Raw genomic sequence first — 17,802 nt, 5'->3', positions numbered from 1 at the left:
TATGTGGCCTCTTATGATTTAGTCGCGAAAGTCACGCCTTCCTGCCCGCCCGGAAGCTATTTGGGCTCGGTCAGCCAGTCCTGCCGCCCGATCTGTCCGCGGGGTGCCTATCTGAGCAAGAGCGTCAATGGCTGCCGCCAGGCATACCGTGGGCACTGTGTATTCGGCGAATGCCCCGATCCCAATGTCGGCGAGGCTTGCCCCAAGACCGGCAATCCGGTGGCGTTGCATGTGGCAAACAAATACCAACTTGAAAACGATACCTCGGTCCCGCTTGGTTTCTTCAGGGCCTATAACTCGATGCTGTTGCAGGACCTGGGGCTGGGCATCGGCTGGCGCCATGCGTTCCAATCGCGCATTGTGCGGGCAGACGATCCGGTAGCATGGCCGCTGCACGAGCACTTGCCAGCCGCACCTGCTTCATCCCAGCAAATGCAGGTGGATATCGATCCGGATTGGGTGGCCCATTTCTCCGAGGCGACCATGGCCATGCCGGCCAATTACCGGCTGGAACGGCCGGACGGGCGCGCCTATCCGTTCAGCCTGACCGGGCAACCCTTGGACCCGGCCGCGGCGCGCTACCGCTTCGTGGTGAATCAGGATGGCTTCCGGATCATCGAAGGCAACAAGGCCGAATACTATGACACGCTGGGCCGCCTGATCCGGATCGATGACAACGGCCGCAGCACCAAGCTGGGTTATCGCGACGACGGGCCCCTGAACTGGGTCGAGACCCCGAATGGCGCCAATCTCCTGTTCCACTACGACAGTGGGTTGAAGTTGAAGAAAGTCGAAGTCCAGCATGGCACGGAGATTCGGTTCACGCACGACACGCAGGGTCGCTTGGTCTCGGTCACCCACCCTGACCAGACCAGCCGCCAATACCACTACGAAGACCCCAACCCCTACCTCCTGACCGGCATCACCGACGAAGCCGGGGTGCGCTACGCCACCTGGCGCTACAACGCCGATGGCGAGGCCATCTCCTCCGAGCACGCCGGGGGCATCGACAAGGTCGGCCTCGCCTTCACCCAGGCCGGCAGCACCCGCACCACCACCGAGACCGATCCCCTCGGCACCAACCGCCGCTACCACTTCACCCAGATCGGCAAGCGCTGGCTGCTCACCGGCCAGGATCAGCCCGGCGGCGCCGGCTGCGGCCCGGCCAGTGCCACGCTCGGCTATGACGCCAACGGCAACGTCCAGTCCCGCACCGACTTCAACGGCGTGAGCACCACCTACGGCTACGACCTGACCCGCAACCTCGAAACCACCCGCACCGAAGCCGCCGGCACCCCGCAGGCCCGCACCGTCACCACCACCTGGCACCCCACCTTCCGCCTGCCCGCCACCCTCACCGAACCCGGCCGCGTCACTACCTTCAGCTATGACGACCAAGGCCACTTGCTGCAAAAGCAGATCACCGCCGACGGCGTCACCCGCGCCTGGCGCTGGACCTATCTGCCCAATGGCCTGCTGGAGACCGCGACCGATCCGTTGGGCCAGCTCACCCGCTACAGCTACGACGCCCAGGGCAACCTCGCCACCGTGACCAACCCGCTGAACCAGGTCACCCGCTATCCCCGCTATGACGCCCACGGCAACCTGCTGGAGCAGATCGACCCGGACAACCGCAGCACCACCTTCGGCTACGACCTGCGCCAGCGCCTTATCCTGCGCAGCGCTCCGGAAGGCCAGACCCGCTTCGACTATCTGCCCACCGGCCTGCTCAGCAAGGTCACCCTGCCCGATGGCAGCGGGCTCAGCTATCGCTACGACCCGGCCCACCGCCTGATTGGCATCGACCACAGCGACGGCAGCCGCATCGACTACACCCTGGACAACGCCGGCAACCGCAAACGCGAAGACCGCTACGACCCGGCCGGTACCCTGGCCGGGGCCCAGCAGGCCGTCACCGCCGCGCAGCAGCTGCCCGGCACGCCCCAAGCGCAATAAGGCCCCGTCCCCATGCTTACCCGGATCCCTACCATGACCTTGTTCCGCCCCCTGCTGCTGGCCGGGCTGGCCCTGGCCGGCAGCCTGGCCCACGCCGCACTGCCGGCCCATCAGGCCACTGTCAGCACCTTCTACGACTACGATGCGCTCGGCCGGCTCGAACGCATCATGGATGCCCAGGGCCACCAGACCACCTTCACCTATGACGCCAACGGCAACCGCACCAGCCGCAAGGACGCCCTCGGCCGCGAAACCCGCTACGCCTACGACCCCCTCAACCGCCTGGTACGCATCACCCATCCCGACGGCGGCATCGTCGAATTACGCTACGACGCCCGCGACAACCTCGTCTCCGTCAAGGATGCCCTCGGCTTCACCACCACCTACACCTACAACGGCTTCGATGACCTGATCCGCCTGCTCAGCCCCGACAGCGGCAGCAGCACTACCACCTACGACGCCAGTGGCCTGCCCCAGAGCAGGACCGACGCCCGCGGCAAGACCGCCAGCGTCACCCGCGACGACCTGGGCCGGCCCACCCGCATCGCCTTCGGCGACGAGACCCACCAGTTCAGCTACGACCCGCCCAACGGCACGGGCCAGCCGGCCGGCTTCAGCGACGCCAGCGGCAGCACCCAGTACAGCTACGACCCGCAGGGCCGCCTGGCGCAGGTGACCCGCCAGCTCGGCAACGCCACCCTGGTCACCCGGTACGGCTACACCGCCGCCGGCCAGCTCAACCGCATCGCCTACCCCTCCGGCACCATTGTCGAATACGACTGGCAGCATGGTCAGGTCAGCGCCATGCGCGTCAACGGCCAGCCACTGCTGGACCAGCTGCACTACAGCACCGACGGTCGCCCTCTCGCCTGGCGCTGGGGCAATGGCCAACTGCGCCAGGCCCCCGGCGATGCCCAGGGCCGTGTCGCCGGCCTCACGCTGGCCGACAGCCAGTTCAGCTATAGCTACGACGCCGTCGGCAACCTCATCCGCCAGGACCCGGGCACCGCCGCGCTGCGCAGCTATGGCTACGACCGCATGGACCGGCTGGCCCAGGCCAGCATCGGCACCACCCAGTACAGCTACCGCTATGACCTGAATGGGAACCGCACCGAGAAGCACACCGGCGCCGCCATCAACCTGCTCACCCACCATCCGGCCAACAACCAGGTGCTCAGCGTCGCCGGGGCCGGCCTGGACGGCAAGTACAGCTACGATGCCGCCGGCAACATGGTCAACTACGGCGCCAACCTGTACAACAACGCCGGCCGGCTGATCCGCAGCAACAGCACCCCGGCGCGCCACTACCGCTACAACGCACTCGGGCAGCGGGTACAGAAGAGCGACAACGCCAGCGACACCACGCTGTACGCCTATGATCCGCAAGGCCAGCTGCAAGGCGAATACGACGCCGCCGGCCAGCCGAAGCTGGAACACCTGTGGCTGGGCACATTGCCGGTGGGCACGGTGCAGCACAGCCAGGGCACGGCGCAGCTGTACTACGCCTGGGCGGACCACCTGGGCACGACGCGCCAGCTGAGCGACCCGGCCCGGCGCAAGGTGGTGTGGGACTGGCCGATCAGCGAGCCGTTCGGCCACAGTGGGGTGCGCGAGGACCCGGACGTCGATGGCAAGTTGGTGACGTACAACCTGCGCTTCCCGGGGCAGTACTTCGACAAGGAGACGGGGCGGTTCTACAACTACTTCCGGGATTATGATCCGCGGATCGGGCGGTATATCCAGAGTGATCCGATTGGGTTGGCGGGGGGGATTAATACTTATGCCTACGTAAGAGGCGATCCGCTGTCTTACTCCGACCCCAAAGGCCTAGCATGGCAGGTCGTGGTAGGGGTGGGTGTCCGTGTGGTTGGTGGAAGAGCTGCTTCTGCAGCTGTAGGCGCCTTAGCGAAGCGGGCTTTGGGGCCGACCGTTGGCATGGTAACAGCCTGTGTGCTTGCTGGTGTTTGCACCTTAAATGAAAGTGATGATAGTTCTAGTAATGACGAAAGTGACCAAGTTGTTTACCCAGACAACCCAGATACTGCGCCGGATGATTTTGAGCCAATAAAAGGCTCAAAAGGAAAGCGATGCAAGACGGATGGTTCTGTATGGGAACGGGACACATCAAGTCACGGTGGAGATCAGTGGAAACGGTGGTCTGATAAAAAATCCTGGGAAAAAGGAAAAGTGCCAAACAGCGTTTGGCCAGACGGCAGGGTGAGGAAATGAGTATTTTTAAATCTAAATTTTTTGATTTTTTTGAAGAAAATAGAAAAGAATGGCCGGATACTATAGATCTGTCCGAGATTCGATATAAAGATAAGAGAGGCAGCTATACTGTTTCCGGTCTTGGAGTTCTTTCCGATTCAATTGAATGGAAAAGCATAGGGCGCGAAGATGAAATTATGCTGCGTTGCTTGCATTTATCTATATATGAGGTATTGCACGCGGCTGCAATTTTTGTTACCTCGATAAAAACCGAGCAAATCAGAGCTGAAGAAGTGCAGCGCATATTTGAGCGAAGATTATACTCTATGCGCAACTCCAAAGAATTGGATGTTGATGAGAGCGACAAAAAGAATATTGACATTTATTTTCTTAGGTAAGACTCTTTTTAAATACTGAAATAAAACAACGCCGACCAGCCCAAGTTGGAAAACTTGTGCTTGTGCACCGTGCTGGTGGGCACTGCATAGCTCTACTACGCTTGGCCGGACCACCTGGGCGCTGCGCGCCCAGGTGAGCGACCCGGTCCGGCGCAAGGTGGTGTGGGACTGGCCGATCAGCGAGCCGTTCGGCCACAGTGGGGTGCGCGAGGACCCGGACGTCGATGGCAGGCTGGTGACGTACAACTTGCGCTTCCCGGGGCAGTACTTCGACAAGGAGACGGGACGGTTCTACAACTACTTCCGGGATTATGATCCGCGGATCGGGCGGTATATTCAGAGCGATCCGATTGGCCTCAATGGTGGAATCAATACCTATGCCTACGTAAGAGGCGATCCGCTGTCTTACTCCGACCCCAAAGGCCTGGCATGGCAGGTCGTGGTAGGGGTCGGTGTCCGTGTGGTTGGTGGAAGAGCTGCTTCTGCAGCTGTAGGCGCCTTAGCGAAGCGGGCTTTGGGGCCTATGGGTGGAATGATTGCAGCTTGTCTTGTGGCTGGGGTTTGCAATCTGAATGAGGAAATAGATAGCCAGCAAGACGAAAACACTACATGCCCTCCAGTGCCAACCGATTTAGTTGGAGATCAAAGTGACCCTAGAGCCGGGCCAAATAAAGGTGGGAAAAGGCATACTAGCGGACCATTAAGCCCTGAACATGGGGGAACTGGAGACTATGACGAAGATTTGCAGAGGTTAACCGGAGGCACTCGCCCATGGAAGCCTGGTGACAAAGCGCCTCCTGGTAGTCAAGTTGGTGCAAATGGCATCTTTGGTCGCCCAACAAACAGCTCAGGCGGAAAAAGTATTGATATTCCACCCAATGGAAAAAAACCCCATGAAACCCTCCACTACTGAGAGTTTTGAAGGCAGGCGACCGATTTTGGAATTCAAGATTGATGGCATTGCGAAACAGGAGCTTCTTCAGAAGGTGTTTGTTGGAAATTCGATTGTAGGGTACAAATTTCCAATCGGACACTCCCCCAGAGCCTGCTGGATTTTAGAATTGTTTTTTTTGAACAAATCTTTTATTAGGCTCTCTTCAGTTTGCACGCAAATCAAGGATTGGCACGAGATCGGCAGTTTGGTTATAGAATTCTTTCCAGGCGAAGCATTGGAAAATTCTATAAATATTGAATTTGAAAAGCATTCAGTTAGTGGGTTTTATATAGAAAGTGTTGAGAAAATTATTTACGAAGATGAAGATGTCATAGCAGAAAATGGAATAGCCTTTTCTTCACAATCGGGGTTGGAGTTCATTGTTGCCGTCGGTGAATCGCCAGGCTCCGTATCATTTGCAGCTCCAAATTTTTTGGAAGAACTGCACCCGGAAATTCCAATTGCCATGTGCCAGAGAAAACCGCTTGAATAGCTATCGAATTTTATGGATTTTTATCGGAAATAGATGATCAATATGCGCGCCAACCTTACTAACCTTTAATTTAGGTTTGGTGAAATTCTGGTATAATTCCGCCCTGAATAAAACCATCAAAAATATGGCCGCGCAATTGATCACCACACGTTGCAAATGATGCGGCAGCGCGCAGTTCAGGCAGTACAAAAGCGGGTTTAAGGTCAAAGAAGTTGCCGGCATTCTGGGCGTAACGCAAAAAGCGGTTTATTCCTGGCTTGCCGCTTTTTGCCTCCGATGGACAAAATGCTTTGCTGGCCAAGCCGGTTCCAGGCGCACGGCAGTACAACAACGCCGGCCGGTTGATCCGCAGCAGCAGCACCCCGGCGCGCCACTACCGCTACAACGCACTCGGGCAGCGGGTACAGAAGAGCGACAACGCCAGCGACACCACGCTGTACGCCTATGATCCGCAAGGCCAGCTGCAAGGCGAATACGACGCCGCCGGCCAGCCGAAGCTGGAACACCTGTGGCTGGGCACATTGCCGGTGGGTACGGTGCAGCACAGCCAGGGCACGGCGCAGCTGTACTACGCCTGGGCGGACCACCTGGGGGCCACGCGCCAGCTGAGCGACCCGGCCCGGCGCAAGGTGGTGTGGGACTGGCCGATCAGCGAGCCGTTCGGCCATAGTGGGGTGCGCGAGGACCCGGACCTGGACGGCAAGTTGGTGACGTACAACTTGCGCTTCCCGGGGCAGTACTTCGACAAGGAGACGGGGCGGTTCTACAACTACTTCCGGGATTATGATCCGCGGATCGGGCGGTATATCCAGAGCGATCCGATTGGGTTGGCGGGCGGGGTCAATACGTATGGGTATGTTAATGGGAACCCGATTTCCCTAGTTGACCCTTATGGCCTTGCTATTAAATGCAAAACATTCCTAAAACTGCCCGGTTTTGATATTCAAGCATGTACAAAAGATGATCAGAGCCCTAGTGAACAAGATGCTAAAGATGCAACGAGAATGTCTGATAAAGAGCTTGATAGAGCATGTAAAAATAATGGGTATAAAGATGCTCACGACATGAAGCGGGACTTAGGATTAGACTCAAAAGGCGATATTTTTTCAGATAAAAATGGGAACATGTATTCTGGCCCTAGAAAAGGCACAGGGATTCCTCAGTATCTTAATATGAATGTCAAGGGGTGGTGATCCATGGATTTAATTAAGATTGATTTTCAGTTGCTTGGCACAGATATTTCGCCATCTGAAATATCAAAAATTACTGGAATAATTCCTTCTGTTGCCTTAATGCGCGGCGAGCGCAACAAAGCTCGAGATCTGCCCAGACAAAATATATGGTCAGTGCAGTCGCAAATTGAATCTGATGAAGTATCTGATCATTGGAGGGGGCTGCAAGATAGATTGCATGGGAATCAAGATGTTATTCGTCAAATAGCTGAGACCGGCATTGCTCGCTTGTCCATCATTATTAAAGGTGGAATTAGAGTTCCTTCTATTCAAATCCCTGTGGAAATGTCAGCATTTGCTGGATATGTTGGGGCTGTCATTGATATTGATCAGCTTCAGGCATAAGCGAAACTAACGCACTCCGGCGATATATTCAGAGTGATCCGATTGGGTTGGCGGGGGGGATTAATACGTATGGGTATGTGGGGGGAAGCCCGCTAAATTTTAGCGACCCATTTGGTTTGGTGTCTTGTCCGAGTCAGTCGTTTTCTTTATGTCAGGCAAAATGCAGCGCAGATGGTTTGACTGTGAAGTCATGCTCATCGGTGAATCTAGGGCTTATAAATGGAGAGGTGTGTGTCTGTGACGACAGCTGTCGTATCGATAGCTATGAAAACCCAGGCCATCATGACCCATCAAATAAAGGCAGTAATCCTTACAACAGCTCAAAAAGCACCCTTCCTAAAAATCATGAAGAACTATGGAAAAAATAGCCGACCTGGTTCTGATGGGAATAGATGGACGAAATTAGGGGAGGGGAAAAGAGTTGAATACCACCGCTTTCAAAACGATGGGAATGGGAATTGGCATTGGAATGGATCGACCAATGGCAGAACATCTAATGGAATGCCACGGAATATCAGTTCGAACAATATCCCTAAAGATGTCAAGGCTTGGTGATGAGTGAATTCTTAGGTGATGCAAAAGTGTTTGCAATAGAGTTCTCCTCTAGGCAAGATTTGAAGCAGAGGAGTGGCCCATTACAAATTTGGTTGGGCGGGAAGAAAATAGGGACTCTTGATGATACATCTGTCTATTCTCTCGTTTTGGCGCAACTGGAAAGCATTGTTTCCAAGAATATGGATTTTTATTCCGAGAAGACCGATATTTTTGGCGTGTATGATTTGATAAAGAACGGGGAAATTGACGACGCTGGGAAATATTTCTTATCTCTAGGTGATTCTTTTGACGATTTTTCGGTGGTTGCGTTTTGTTCCGGAGCTGAAGTGATATTCATATGGGAGCTCCTTAGTGAACATTTCTTCGAGCATGATAATTATCCAGAAGGGCTTCAGACTTCAGCTGTCCCAATTAAAGCTTTCTCCGCCGTATTGAATGAATTTAGAGAAATAAAAAATTTTCTTTGAAAATCGAAATACCGGGGCTGGCTCTGTTACAAACGGATTTTGAAGTCGCACCCGACTGTGATTTATCGAGAGACACCTAGGTATCAGGTTTCAGGCGACTCTTTATCGGTTCGGAGAATAGCTGAGGATAAGGTCATTTGCCAGCACCCTAGAGCCTGAACTCTGCGGCGAAATGGTAGTTGTAGAACCACCTGGGCACCTCACGCTAGCTGAGCAACCCGGTCCGCCGCAAGGTGGTGTGAGACTGGCCGATTGGCGAACCGTTCGGCCACAGCCAGCCCAACGAAGACCCGGATGGTGACGGCGTCAAGATCGCCTACAACCAGCGCTTCCCGGGGCAGTACTTCGACAAGGAGACGGGACGGTTCTACAACTACTTCCGGGATTATGATCCGCGGATCGGGCGGTATATTCAGAGCGATCCGATTGGCTTGGCGGGGGGGATTAATACGTATGGGTATGTGGGGGGGAACCCGGTTAGTTACTACGACCCCCAAGGTTTAAAGCCAATGCCATGCCCTCCAGGACTTCCATTGGGAACAGTATGCGACGATGGAACAGGCGATGGGCCGAAGACTTCGGCCAAATGCATTACAGCAGAATGTGCAGCCGGACTTCCACCCGCACCAGTGGAATCACGTACAAACTCAGAAATTGAGAAAAGCATGTGTACAACTGCTTGTGGTGTTTTATTTCCAGGACCAATTATTCCTCTTAGGGTGGCTCAAGTAGCCTCCTGGGTCGGAACTCAAGTGGGCGGCAATATAATTTGCAAGAAAATATGCAAAGCAGAAAGCAAAAGTTGCGACAAAGATTATCAGTATGTTGATCCCATGGATACGATTGCAAACAACGCCGCTGGATTTAGGTAAGGAGTGACGATAATGGATGAATTTCTTCATTGGGTGGCATCTGTTTTCTTGGGAAAGATTATATTTCTTATTGTCATATCGATTCCAATTGTGGCCCTGCTTGGATTTATGGGATCTTTTGGTTCATCAAGAAAATCAAAAAACAGAGAAAAGTCAAAATAATTTAAGAAAACCCATGGCGCCACTACCGCTACAACGCACTCGGGCAGCGGGTACAGAAGAGCGACAACGCCAGCGACACCACGCTGTACGCCTATGATCCGCAAGGCCAGCTGCAAGGCGAATACGACGCCGCCGGCCAGCCGAAGCTGGAACACCTGTGGCTGCGACGTCCCCCCAAGTTTGAGGAGCACGCAGCTTTGGAGTCCAATCCCTGACCTCCTCCCGTAAAGCCGTAGCGTTCAAAAGTAGAGATTTCTGGCAAATTTGATGCCCCTCCGGGCAGGAGATTTGTCATGAAAAAGTCAAAGTTCACCGAAGAGCAGATCGCGTTTGCGCTGCGCCAGGCCGAGTCAGGCACGACAGTGGCAGAGGTCTGCCGCAAGATGGGTGTGAGCGAAGCGACCTTTTATAACTGGAAGAAGAAGTACGGCGGACTGGGCGTGACTGAGCTGCGCCGATTGAAGCAGCTGGAAGAAGAGAACGCCCGCCTCAAACGCATGGTGGCCGACCTGAGCCTGGGCAAACAGCTGCTGCAGGAGGTCATCCAAAAAATTGTGAAGCCGGCTCGCAGACGCCGGTTGGCGAATTTCCTGATCGATGCCTACGGCGTCAGCATTCGCCGCGTCACGGCCATCATTCAATTGCGCCAAGCCGCCTACTTTATCGGCCCGGCCACAGGGTGACGTCGGCGGGCGAATGCGCCATTCGACGCAAATAGTACGAAGTTTGGGCCACCAGTAAGTTGCTGGGAACGAGGGACGCAAAGCTCCACATTCCAGAGCCTGGGTCCAGCTATCTATTGCGCCAAATTGCCTTCGCCGCGCCTTGCCCTACAAAAAACGCTCCAACAGCGTATTGAGAAAGCGTCGGCCCCGCGGGGTGGGGTGCACGTGATCAAGGCTGCGGGTCAGCAACCCTTCGTCGCAGGCGCGCTCGATCTGGCGGATCACCTGGGTCAATGGCAGACCGGTGCGCTCGGTGAACAGCGGGAGTGGGAAGCCGTCGCACAGCCGCAGCGCGTTGAGCATGAATTCGAACGGCAGCTGGTCGCGGGCGATGGGGGCGTCGCTTTGCACCGCGTTGCCTTGGGCGATGCGCGCAAGGTATTCGGCCGGCTGTTTGTAGCGCGTCTGTCGGATGATGCGATCAGGAAAGCTGATCTTGGCGTGGGCACCGGCGCCGATGCCCAGGTAGTCGCCGAATTGCCAATAGTTTAGGTTGTGCCGGGCGCGGCGGCCGGGCTGGGCGAAGGCGCTGGTTTCGTAGTGCTGGTAGCCGGCGGCGGCGAGTCGGGCTTCGATCGCTTCCTGCATATCCGCAGCAAGGTCGTCGTCCGGCAGGGGCGGTGGATAACGGTGGAACAGCGTGTTGGGTTCCAGCGTCAGGTGGTAGGCCGACAGATGGGTCGGTGCCAACGCAATGGCCTGATCCAGGTCCGCCAGTGCTTCGGCCAGCGTCTGCTGCGGCAGCGCGTACATCAGATCCAGATTGAAGTTGTCAAAGTGCCGATGTGCGATCTCCACGGCTCGCAGGGCTTCGGCGCGACCATGGATGCGGCCGAGGGCTGCCAGCTTGGCATCGTCAAAGCTCTGGATACCGATCGACAGCCGGTTGATCCCGGCGGCACGGTAGCCGGCGAACTTGTCGGCTTCGAACGTGCCCGGGTTGGCCTCCAGCGTGATCTCGGCCTCGGGCAGCAGCCGTACCCGCGCGCGGATGCCGGCCAGCAGGGTATCGATCGCCTCGGCGGAGAACAGGCTGGGCGTGCCGCCGCCCATGAAGATGGTCGATACCGGCCGTCCCCATACCAGCGGCAGGCACGATTCTAGATCGCGCAGCAGTGCCTCCACATACGCCGCCTCCGGCAGGGCGCCTTTCTGCGCATGTGAGTTGAAGTCGCAGTACGGGCACTTCCGGACGCACCACGGAAAATGGATGTACAGCGACAACGGGGGCAGGGTTGTCAGGCCTGATTGCAGGGCGGTCAGGGAAATACGATGCATGGCGTGGATCAGTGCAGGTAACCGCTGGTCAGCGCACACTGCCAGTCGAGCCGGCCTTCCTGCTGTGCCTTGGCAGCGCTGCGCTCGTATTCGTAGGGCACGGCAATCAGCTCGACTGCCCAGTGCGTGCCGCTACGGCTGGCAATTGCGTAGCGCGCGTGGGGCGCACCGTTTTCGACGCGATGCGGATAAGGGTGATCGCCCAGATAGGCTGGCAGCCCCACGCTGCCGGGGTTGACCAGCGTGCTGCCGTCCAGCATCACCACCCGCGGCACGTGGCTGTGGCCACACGCGATCAGCGAGGCAGCGGTGCTGCCGAGCCGGGCCCGGATCTGCCCTGGGGTGGCCAGCCCCATTGTCTGCGGGGCGGATACGGTTTCCAGCAGGTAGGTCAGATCGTCATGCGGCGTGCCGTGGCACAGCAGGATGTCCGGCGTTGGGCGGCACGTCGCCGGCAGGCTCTGCAGCCACCCAATGATGGCCGGCGTGAGCCGGGTGTGGGCGTAGGCGTCACTGGCGCCGTGCCGTGCGGGATCGAACTGCAGCAGTTGCCGCTCGTGATTGCCCGCCAATTGGGGCCAGGATTGGTGCATCAGATATTCGGCGGTTTCGCGCGGCCACAACGGGCCCGAAAGGTTGTCGCCCAGGTTGGCGAACGCGGTGGCGCCGCGTGTCTGCGCGTCGGCCATCACTGCTTGCAGCGCCGGCAGGTTGCCGTGGATGTCTGAAAGCAGCGCCAGCTTCACGCGCCGCCACGCCGGTAGGGATTGCGCAATGTGTCGACCAATTGATGCAGCACGGCCTTCATCTGCGCTTCGGAGACCTCCATCAACAGCCCATCCTCGAATGCATCCTGCATCGCCTGATACAGCTCGTCGAGGTTCTCGTTCATCACCTTCACCTTTTCGGTGCAGGAGACCACGCTCTGGTCGTCGCGGCGCCAGATGGCATAGCGTGCTTCGTTGCTGCAGGCGCTCATAGCCCGGTTTCCTCCAGCTTGGCCACCAGCGCACGCAGTGCGCGGCCGCGATGCGAGATGGCGGCCTTCTCGTCGGCGCTGATCTGCGCCACGGTACGGCCGAACTGCGGCAGCCAGAACAGCGGGTCGTAGCCAAAGCCGCCGTCGCCCTGCGGCGCGTGCAGCACCTGTCCCAGGCAGATCCCGTCCGCGATCAGCGGCTGCGGATCGTCGGCGTGGCGCACCAGCACCAGCGCGGCGTAATACCAGGCGCGGCGGTCACTGTGGCTGGAGAGTTCGGCCAGCAGCTTGTCGTTGTTGCGCGCATCCGATCTGGGCTCACCGGCGTAACGTGCCGAGTGGACGCCAGGCGCGCCACCCAGTGCGGCCACACAGATGCCCGAGTCATCCGCCAGCGCGGGCAGGCCAGTGGCGCGAGCGGCATGGCGGGCCTTGGCCAGCGCGTTCTCGACGAAGGTGGCATGCGGCTCATCGGCCTCGTCCACCCCCAGTTCGGCCTGCGGCACGAGCTGCAGGTCCAGCGTTTCGAACAGCTTGCGGAATTCGCGCAGCTTGCCGGCGTTGTTGCTGGCCAGGACGATCCTGCGCATCAGTAGTTTTTCTTGGTGAGGATCATGGTGTCCTGCTCGCGCTTCATCTGGAAGCGGTTGAGCAGGCTCGCGCCGATCAGCACCGGGATGTCTTCGTTGCTGTCGCGCACCGCTACCGGCACGTTGTAGACCAGCACGTTGCCGAAGCGCAGCTCCGGTATCTGCACGATCCAGGCTTTCACGACCCCGTTGGCGGTCTGCGAGCGCGCCGGCATGCCCTTCTCGTAGTTGATGCCCAGATGGCGCGCCTGTGCGCTGGTCATCGACAGGTGCGTGGCGCCGGTGTCGATCACGCCATTGGCACTGCGACCGTTGATGGCGATCTCGGTGTAGTAGTGCTTCTGCTGGTCAGGCGAGAGGATGATGCTGGTGCCGCTGCCCGGCGCACCGCCACCCCGCACCACGTAGCCCTCGCCCAGCGTCAGACGCCGCTGTTTGCCGGCCACCTCGAAGACCGCGCTGTCGGCATCCAGCCGCAGCAGCTTGATGTTGCCGCGCTGCTGGCCGATCGATAGCGTCTGCTGTTTGCCATCGAGTCTGATCAGCGCCTTCTGGCCCATGGTCGCAAGCAGGGTGATCTCTTCGGCCAGGGCACCGGTGCCGGCAAGCAGCAGCGACAGGCAGAGCAGGACGTGTTTCACGGCATGGCCTCCATCGGCATGGCGCGGACTTCGGTCAGGGCCTGTTCCACCAGCGACCAATCCGCGTTTTTCAACAGTTTGGAATCGGACAGCGTCCTGCGCCATTGGCGCGCACCGTGCCGTCCCTGGTACAGGCCCAGCACATGCCGCACCATCAGCCGCAACGGCGTACCGGCTGACAGCTCAGCCTCGATGAAGCCGCGCAGTGCACGCATCGCCGCTTCACGATCTGGAATCGGATGCTGATCGGCATAGTAGCGCGTGTCCACTTCGGCAAGCGAATACGGATTGTGGTAGGCCTCGCGCCCCACCATCACGCCGTCGACCTGGGTCAGGTGCGCCAGTGCCGCCTCGTGGCTGGTGATGCCGCCGTTGAGGATGATCTCCAACGCCGGGAAGTCGCGCTTGAGTCGATGGACATAGTCGTACTTGAGTGGCGGGATCTCGCGGTTTTCCTTGGGGGAGAGCCCTTTGAGGATGGCATTGCGCGCATGCGCGATGAAGGTGCGGCAACCGGCATCGGCCACCGTGCCGACGAAATCGCGGACGAAGTCGTAGCTTTCCTGCGCATCGATGCCGATCCGGTGCTTGACGGTGACATCGATGCCGACCGTGTCGCGCATGGCCTTGACGCAATCGGCCACCAGCGCGGGCTCACGCATCAGGCACGCACCGAACGAGCCGGACTGCACCCGTTCGCTGGGGCAGCCCACATTGAGGTTGACCTCGTCGTAGCCCCAGTCCTCGGCGATCCTTGCACAACGCGCCAGCTCGGCGGGCTCGCAACCGCCCAGCTGCAGCGCCAGCGGGTTTTCGATTTCGTCAAAACGCAGGTGGCGCATCTTGTCGCCATGCAGGATGGCGCCGGTGTTGACCATCTCGGTGTACAACCAGGCGTGCCGCGTCAGCGTGCGCGCGAAGCGGCGGTAGAAGCGGTCGGTCCAGTCCAGCATCGGGGCGATGCAGTAGCGGCGTGAGAACAGCGGGGTATCGGACATCATGTGATCAGGTTGCGGCATGGGCCCGGTATCGGGCCGGGGCGGTGGGGTGGGTCAACGGGCCAGGGCCTGCTGCTGCAGTGTGATCAGCTCGCGGATGCCGGCGCTGGCCAGATCGAGCAATGCATCCATTTCCTCGCGCGAAAAGGGCTGGCCCTCGGCAGTGCCCTGGACTTCGACAAAACGGCCGGAGCCGGTCATCACCACGTTCATGTCGGTTTCGCAGCCCGAGTCTTCCAGGTAATCCAGATCGAGCACCGGCGTATCGCCAAAGACGCCCACCGAGACGGCGGCAACCGGCTCGCGGATCGGACTGGTGGCCAGTTTGCCGCTGGCGATCAGGCCGGCCACGGCGTCGCTCAGCGCGACGAAGGCGCCGGTGATGCTGGCGGTGCGGGTGCCGCCGTCGGCCTGCAGCACATCGCAGTCGATCACGATCTGGCGCTCGCCCAGCATGGTCAGGTCGACCACCGCACGCAACGAACGGCCGATCAGGCGCTGGATCTCCTGGGTGCGGCCGGACTGCTTGCCCTGTGCCGCCTCGCGTTTTATCCGGCTGTGGGTGGAGCGTGGCAGCATGCCGTACTCGGCGGTCACCCAGCCTTGGCCCTTGCCTTTCAGAAAGGAGGGCACGCTTTCCTCGACGCTGGCGGTGCAGATCACCTTGGTGTCGCCGAATGCCACCAGCACGCTGCCTTCGGCGTGCCGGGTGTAGCGGCGCGTGATCGTGACTGGCCTAAGCTCGCCGGGTTGGCGGTGCGACGGGCGCATGGAGAGTCCTTGAACCGATGGAAATTCAAGGGATTATACCGGAGCCGCTGCCGGGGTGGCCGGCTGCCCGCCTTGCCGGGAAGGCAAGTCCCTGCGTGCCGCTGCGGTGACGCATACGTCTGCTGCATTGGCTGAGGCAATGCAGCTTGGGAGCGCACCATGTGGATGCCGGCCGGCTCACGCAAAAGGCATGTCGGGCCAACCTGCAGCAGCGCCGGCTGCTTGAACAGCCTGCGGCGGCGCGCGGGTCCGATGGGCGGTTACTTGGAGTACTTGGCGATGGCGGCCTGGATCTCGGCGATGGCGCGTTCGATGTCGTCTTCGGTGATGCTGCCGCTGCTGCGCTTCGCGTCGATCGGATTGACGTGAGTGGCGACGGTGTGATGGTCGAGTTTCTGGGTGGACACGAAGGCGTCCTCGCCGGCGCGGTCGTCTTCCTCGTGCCAATTGATCGCCAGTGCGGTGAGGTTGTCGCCGAACTTGCCGCCGCGCAGTTCCGCCCTGTCCAACAGTTGTGGAATGGCAAACAGCACCGGGAACGCCGACAGGAAATGCATGATCTCGTCGTCGTCGACCTGCCCCCAGAAGCCGTCGGTGCACAGCAGCACGGTATCGCCGTCGGCAAGCGCGATCTTGCCGCCCACGTCGATCTCGGGCGGGTATGAGCCGCCCAGGCAGGAGTAGATCTTGTTCTTTTCGGCGTGGGTACGCGCCTCCTCCTCGGTGATCGCGCCGTTCTCCACCATCTTGCGCACCTTGGAATGATCGCGCGTCTGCGCCACGACGCGGTGCTGCCGCAGCAGATACAGCCGCGAATCGCCCACGTGGGCCCAATAGGCGATGCCGTCCTGCACCACGCAGGCGACGCAGGTGGTGCGCGGCACCTCCACCATCTGGTGGTTGGCCGCGTAGTGATAGATCGCCTCGTGGCAACGCTGGAACGCATCGACCAGGAACTGCACCGGATTGGCCAGTGCCGGCTCAGCCTTCTTCTGGAACTGGTCGGTCAACAGCTCGACGGCGATCTGCGCCGCCACCTCGCCGTGCAGATGGCCGCCCATGCCGTCGGCCACCACCAGCAGCAGGGCATCCCGGCTGTAGGAATAGCCCATCCGGTCCTGGTTGTACTTGCGGCCGCCCTGGCGGCTTTCCTGAAAGATGGTGAACTTCATTCGGGGACTCGCGTGGGCTTGGCGGTGATGTTCAGCCAGGTACGGCGCAACGCCTTCATCAGCCCGGAGCGCCGGACCGGCGGCGAGGCAGCTTCGAGCAGCGCCTTTTGCAATTGAGGCACGCTTTGCGGACGGGCGGTCGGCTCCAGTTGCAGGCACTGCTGCACCAGTTCCAGCAGCTCGGGCGAATAGCGATCGCCCCAGCGGTCCACGATGTCGGGCAGCTTGTCGTCCTTCTGCCGCTGGTCGGCAGGCGGCGGCGCGGTGCCGGCGAGGCAGGCGTAGATCGAGGCACCGACGCCGTAGATGTCGGTCCAGGGCCCCAGCGCTTCCTTCTTCTGATACTGCTCGGGGGCGGCAAAGCCCGGGGTGTACATCGGGGTGAGGCGCGAGTGCTCGCTGGTGAGGGCCTGGCGCGCCGAGCCGAAGTCGAGCAGTACCGGCGAGCCGTCGCGTCGCACGTAGATATTGGCAGGCTTGATGTCCAGGTGCAGCAGCTTGTTCAGGTGCACTTCGCGCAGACCGTGCAGCAGATGGTAGAACACATGCCGGATCAGGCGCTCATCCACCCCTTCGCGGGTGTGCTTGAGCTGGATTTCCTTTTGCAGTGTCCGTCCGCGCTCGTACTCCATCACCATGTAGACGGTGTCGTTGGCGCGGAAGAAATTGAGCACGCGCACGATGTTGGGGTGCTGGATGCGCGCTAGCGTCTTGCCTTCCTCGAAGAAGCACTTGAGGCCGTGGCGGAACAGCGCAAGGTTCTCCTCGCTGGTCGCCATCACCTGCGAGCCCTCCTGGCGCAGCACCAGCGAATTGGGCAGGTACTCCTTGATCGCGACCGGGTAGTCGTTCTCGTCGTGCGCAAGGTAGACGATGCTGAACCCGCCAGCGGACAACAGCTTGGCGATCGTGTAGTTCTGCAACTGGTAGCCACGTGCCAGTGGCTGATTGCTCGGGGACGGCATCGGGGGATTGTTTATATACTGGTGGGCTTTCGGACCATTGTGGATACAGCGGTGCGCAATT

At 59.4% G+C, this 17,802-nt stretch carries 19 protein-coding genes and 4 pseudogenes; 13 read left to right on the top strand and 10 right to left on the bottom strand.

What is annotated here, in order from left to right:
* Nucleotides 1-60 precede the first annotated feature (60 nt).
* The 12 genes and pseudogenes from N8I74_RS18870 to N8I74_RS18820 all read left to right on the top strand — a co-directional run bounded on the left by N8I74_RS18870 (nt 61) and on the right by N8I74_RS18820 (nt 9,460).
* A complete protein-coding gene (locus N8I74_RS18870) occupies nt 61-1,956 on the top strand; it encodes a hypothetical protein (RefSeq protein ID WP_263124751.1) in 1,896 nt (631 codons plus the stop codon).
* Nucleotides 1,957-1,989: 33 nt separating this feature from the next.
* Complete coding sequence (locus N8I74_RS18865; protein ID WP_263124750.1) at nt 1,990-4,185, top strand: RHS repeat-associated core domain-containing protein; 2,196 nt, start codon at nt 1,990-1,992, stop codon at nt 4,183-4,185.
* A complete protein-coding gene (locus N8I74_RS18860) occupies nt 4,182-4,562 on the top strand; it encodes a hypothetical protein (protein WP_263124749.1) in 381 nt (126 codons plus the stop codon). The genes N8I74_RS18865 and N8I74_RS18860 overlap by 4 nt, the downstream gene beginning before the upstream one ends.
* Nucleotides 4,563-4,695: 133 nt before the next feature.
* Nucleotides 4,696-4,977, top strand: a pseudogene (locus N8I74_RS18855) (RHS repeat-associated core domain-containing protein); the annotation flags it as partial.
* 367 nt (nt 4,978-5,344) lie between these two features.
* Nucleotides 5,345-5,989 (top strand): hypothetical protein, encoded by a 645-nt coding sequence (locus tag N8I74_RS18850; protein ID WP_263126785.1) that lies wholly within the window; start codon nt 5,345-5,347, stop codon nt 5,987-5,989.
* Between the two features lie 156 nt (nt 5,990-6,145).
* Nucleotides 6,146-6,303 (top strand): annotated as a pseudogene (locus N8I74_RS18845) (helix-turn-helix domain-containing protein); the annotation flags it as partial.
* A 213-nt stretch (nt 6,304-6,516) separates the two neighbouring features.
* Nucleotides 6,517-7,182: an RHS repeat-associated core domain-containing protein gene (locus N8I74_RS18840; RefSeq protein ID WP_408611927.1), complete on the top strand. Its 666-nt coding sequence runs from the start codon at nt 6,517-6,519 to the stop codon at nt 7,180-7,182.
* Nucleotides 7,183-7,185: 3 nt separating this feature from the next.
* Nucleotides 7,186-7,566, top strand: a complete 381-nt coding sequence (locus N8I74_RS18835; protein WP_263124748.1) for a DUF4279 domain-containing protein — start codon at nt 7,186-7,188, stop codon at nt 7,564-7,566.
* Nucleotides 7,563-7,673: pseudogene (locus N8I74_RS19505) on the top strand (RHS repeat-associated core domain-containing protein); the annotation flags it as partial. The gene N8I74_RS18835 and the pseudogene N8I74_RS19505, both read left to right, overlap by 4 nt.
* 124 nt (nt 7,674-7,797) lie before the next feature.
* Nucleotides 7,798-8,121 carry a hypothetical protein gene (locus N8I74_RS18830; RefSeq protein WP_263124747.1) on the top strand — a complete coding sequence of 108 codons (324 nt, stop codon included), beginning with the start codon at nt 7,798-7,800 and terminating at the stop codon, nt 8,119-8,121.
* Entirely contained in the window at nt 8,121-8,588 is a 468-nt protein-coding gene (locus tag N8I74_RS18825) for a hypothetical protein (RefSeq protein WP_263124746.1), read from the top strand. The genes N8I74_RS18830 and N8I74_RS18825 overlap by 1 nt, the downstream gene beginning before the upstream one ends.
* A gap of 251 nt (nt 8,589-8,839) precedes the next feature.
* Nucleotides 8,840-9,460: an RHS repeat-associated core domain-containing protein gene (locus tag N8I74_RS18820; RefSeq protein WP_263126778.1), complete on the top strand. Its 621-nt coding sequence runs from the start codon at nt 8,840-8,842 to the stop codon at nt 9,458-9,460.
* 26 nt (nt 9,461-9,486) lie between these two features.
* On the opposite strand, the gene N8I74_RS18815 is transcribed toward N8I74_RS18820, so the two are convergent.
* Nucleotides 9,487-9,813 carry a hypothetical protein gene (locus tag N8I74_RS18815; protein ID WP_263124745.1) on the bottom strand — a complete coding sequence of 109 codons (327 nt, stop codon included), beginning with the start codon at nt 9,811-9,813 and terminating at the stop codon, nt 9,487-9,489.
* 102 nt (nt 9,814-9,915) lie between these two features.
* Between N8I74_RS18815 and N8I74_RS18810 the strand changes: the two are divergent.
* A pseudogene (locus tag N8I74_RS18810) lies at nt 9,916-10,174 on the top strand (transposase); the annotation flags it as partial.
* A gap of 278 nt (nt 10,175-10,452) precedes the next feature.
* On the opposite strand, the gene hemW reads toward N8I74_RS18810, so the two are convergent.
* From hemW to N8I74_RS18765, 9 genes are all read right to left on the bottom strand, one after another.
* On the bottom strand, nt 10,453-11,625 hold the full coding sequence (gene hemW, locus N8I74_RS18805) for a radical SAM family heme chaperone HemW (RefSeq protein ID WP_263124744.1): 1,173 nt from the start codon (nt 11,623-11,625) through the stop codon (nt 10,453-10,455).
* Nucleotides 11,626-11,633: 8 nt separating this feature from the next.
* Entirely contained in the window at nt 11,634-12,371 is a 738-nt protein-coding gene (locus N8I74_RS18800) for a metallophosphoesterase family protein (protein ID WP_263124743.1), read from the bottom strand.
* A complete protein-coding gene (locus N8I74_RS18795; RefSeq protein WP_263124742.1) occupies nt 12,368-12,604 on the bottom strand; it encodes a hypothetical protein in 237 nt (78 codons plus the stop codon). Before N8I74_RS18795 ends, N8I74_RS18800 begins: the two co-directional genes overlap by 4 nt.
* Nucleotides 12,601-13,194 (bottom strand): RdgB/HAM1 family non-canonical purine NTP pyrophosphatase, encoded by a 594-nt coding sequence (gene rdgB, locus N8I74_RS18790; protein ID WP_333783012.1) that lies wholly within the window; start codon nt 13,192-13,194, stop codon nt 12,601-12,603. The genes N8I74_RS18795 and rdgB overlap by 4 nt, the downstream gene beginning before the upstream one ends.
* Nucleotides 13,194-13,835, bottom strand: coding sequence for a retropepsin-like aspartic protease family protein (locus N8I74_RS18785; protein ID WP_263124741.1), 642 nt, complete (start codon nt 13,833-13,835; stop codon nt 13,194-13,196). The genes rdgB and N8I74_RS18785 overlap by 1 nt, the downstream gene beginning before the upstream one ends.
* Nucleotides 13,832-14,833 (bottom strand): tRNA dihydrouridine(20/20a) synthase DusA, encoded by a 1,002-nt coding sequence (gene dusA, locus N8I74_RS18780; RefSeq protein WP_263126776.1) that lies wholly within the window; start codon nt 14,831-14,833, stop codon nt 13,832-13,834. The genes N8I74_RS18785 and dusA overlap by 4 nt, the downstream gene beginning before the upstream one ends.
* 54 nt (nt 14,834-14,887) lie before the next feature.
* A complete protein-coding gene (rph, locus tag N8I74_RS18775) occupies nt 14,888-15,604 on the bottom strand; it encodes a ribonuclease PH (protein ID WP_263124740.1) in 717 nt (238 codons plus the stop codon).
* Nucleotides 15,605-15,864: 260 nt separating this feature from the next.
* Entirely contained in the window at nt 15,865-16,776 is a 912-nt protein-coding gene (locus tag N8I74_RS18770; protein ID WP_263124739.1) for a PP2C family protein-serine/threonine phosphatase, read from the bottom strand.
* Nucleotides 16,773-17,741, bottom strand: a complete 969-nt coding sequence (locus tag N8I74_RS18765; protein WP_263124738.1) for a serine/threonine protein kinase — start codon at nt 17,739-17,741, stop codon at nt 16,773-16,775. Before N8I74_RS18765 ends, N8I74_RS18770 begins: the two co-directional genes overlap by 4 nt.
* Between the last annotated feature and the right edge of the window lie 61 nt (nt 17,742-17,802).

The organism is Chitiniphilus purpureus, assembly GCF_025642115.1.
Lineage (GTDB): Bacteria > Pseudomonadota > Gammaproteobacteria > Burkholderiales > Chitinibacteraceae > Chitiniphilus > Chitiniphilus purpureus.
Note: the sequence above shows the minus strand (reverse complement) of the source record. Positions and strands in the feature narration are given on the sequence as shown.

Excerpts from the sequence above, each read along its gene's own strand:
- N8I74_RS18860 (WP_263124749.1), top strand. The coding sequence starts at position 4,182 with ATGAGTATTTTTAAATCTAAATTTTTTGATTTTTTTGAAGAAAATAGA.
- N8I74_RS18835 (WP_263124748.1), top strand. The coding sequence starts at position 7,186 with ATGGATTTAATTAAGATTGATTTTCAGTTGCTTGGCACAGATATTTCG.
- rdgB (WP_333783012.1), bottom strand. The coding sequence starts at position 13,194 with ATGCGCAGGATCGTCCTGGCCAGCAACAACGCCGGCAAGCTGCGCGAA.
- hemW (WP_263124744.1), bottom strand. The coding sequence starts at position 11,625 with ATGCATCGTATTTCCCTGACCGCCCTGCAATCAGGCCTGACAACCCTG.
- N8I74_RS18825 (WP_263124746.1), top strand. The coding sequence starts at position 8,121 with ATGAGTGAATTCTTAGGTGATGCAAAAGTGTTTGCAATAGAGTTCTCC.
- N8I74_RS18795 (WP_263124742.1), bottom strand. The coding sequence starts at position 12,604 with ATGAGCGCCTGCAGCAACGAAGCACGCTATGCCATCTGGCGCCGCGAC.
- N8I74_RS18865 (WP_263124750.1), top strand. The coding sequence starts at position 1,990 with ATGACCTTGTTCCGCCCCCTGCTGCTGGCCGGGCTGGCCCTGGCCGGC.
- dusA (WP_263126776.1), bottom strand. The coding sequence starts at position 14,833 with ATGTCCGATACCCCGCTGTTCTCACGCCGCTACTGCATCGCCCCGATG.
- N8I74_RS18765 (WP_263124738.1), bottom strand. The coding sequence starts at position 17,741 with ATGCCGTCCCCGAGCAATCAGCCACTGGCACGTGGCTACCAGTTGCAG.
- N8I74_RS18770 (WP_263124739.1), bottom strand. The coding sequence starts at position 16,776 with ATGAAGTTCACCATCTTTCAGGAAAGCCGCCAGGGCGGCCGCAAGTAC.
- rph (WP_263124740.1), bottom strand. The coding sequence starts at position 15,604 with ATGCGCCCGTCGCACCGCCAACCCGGCGAGCTTAGGCCAGTCACGATC.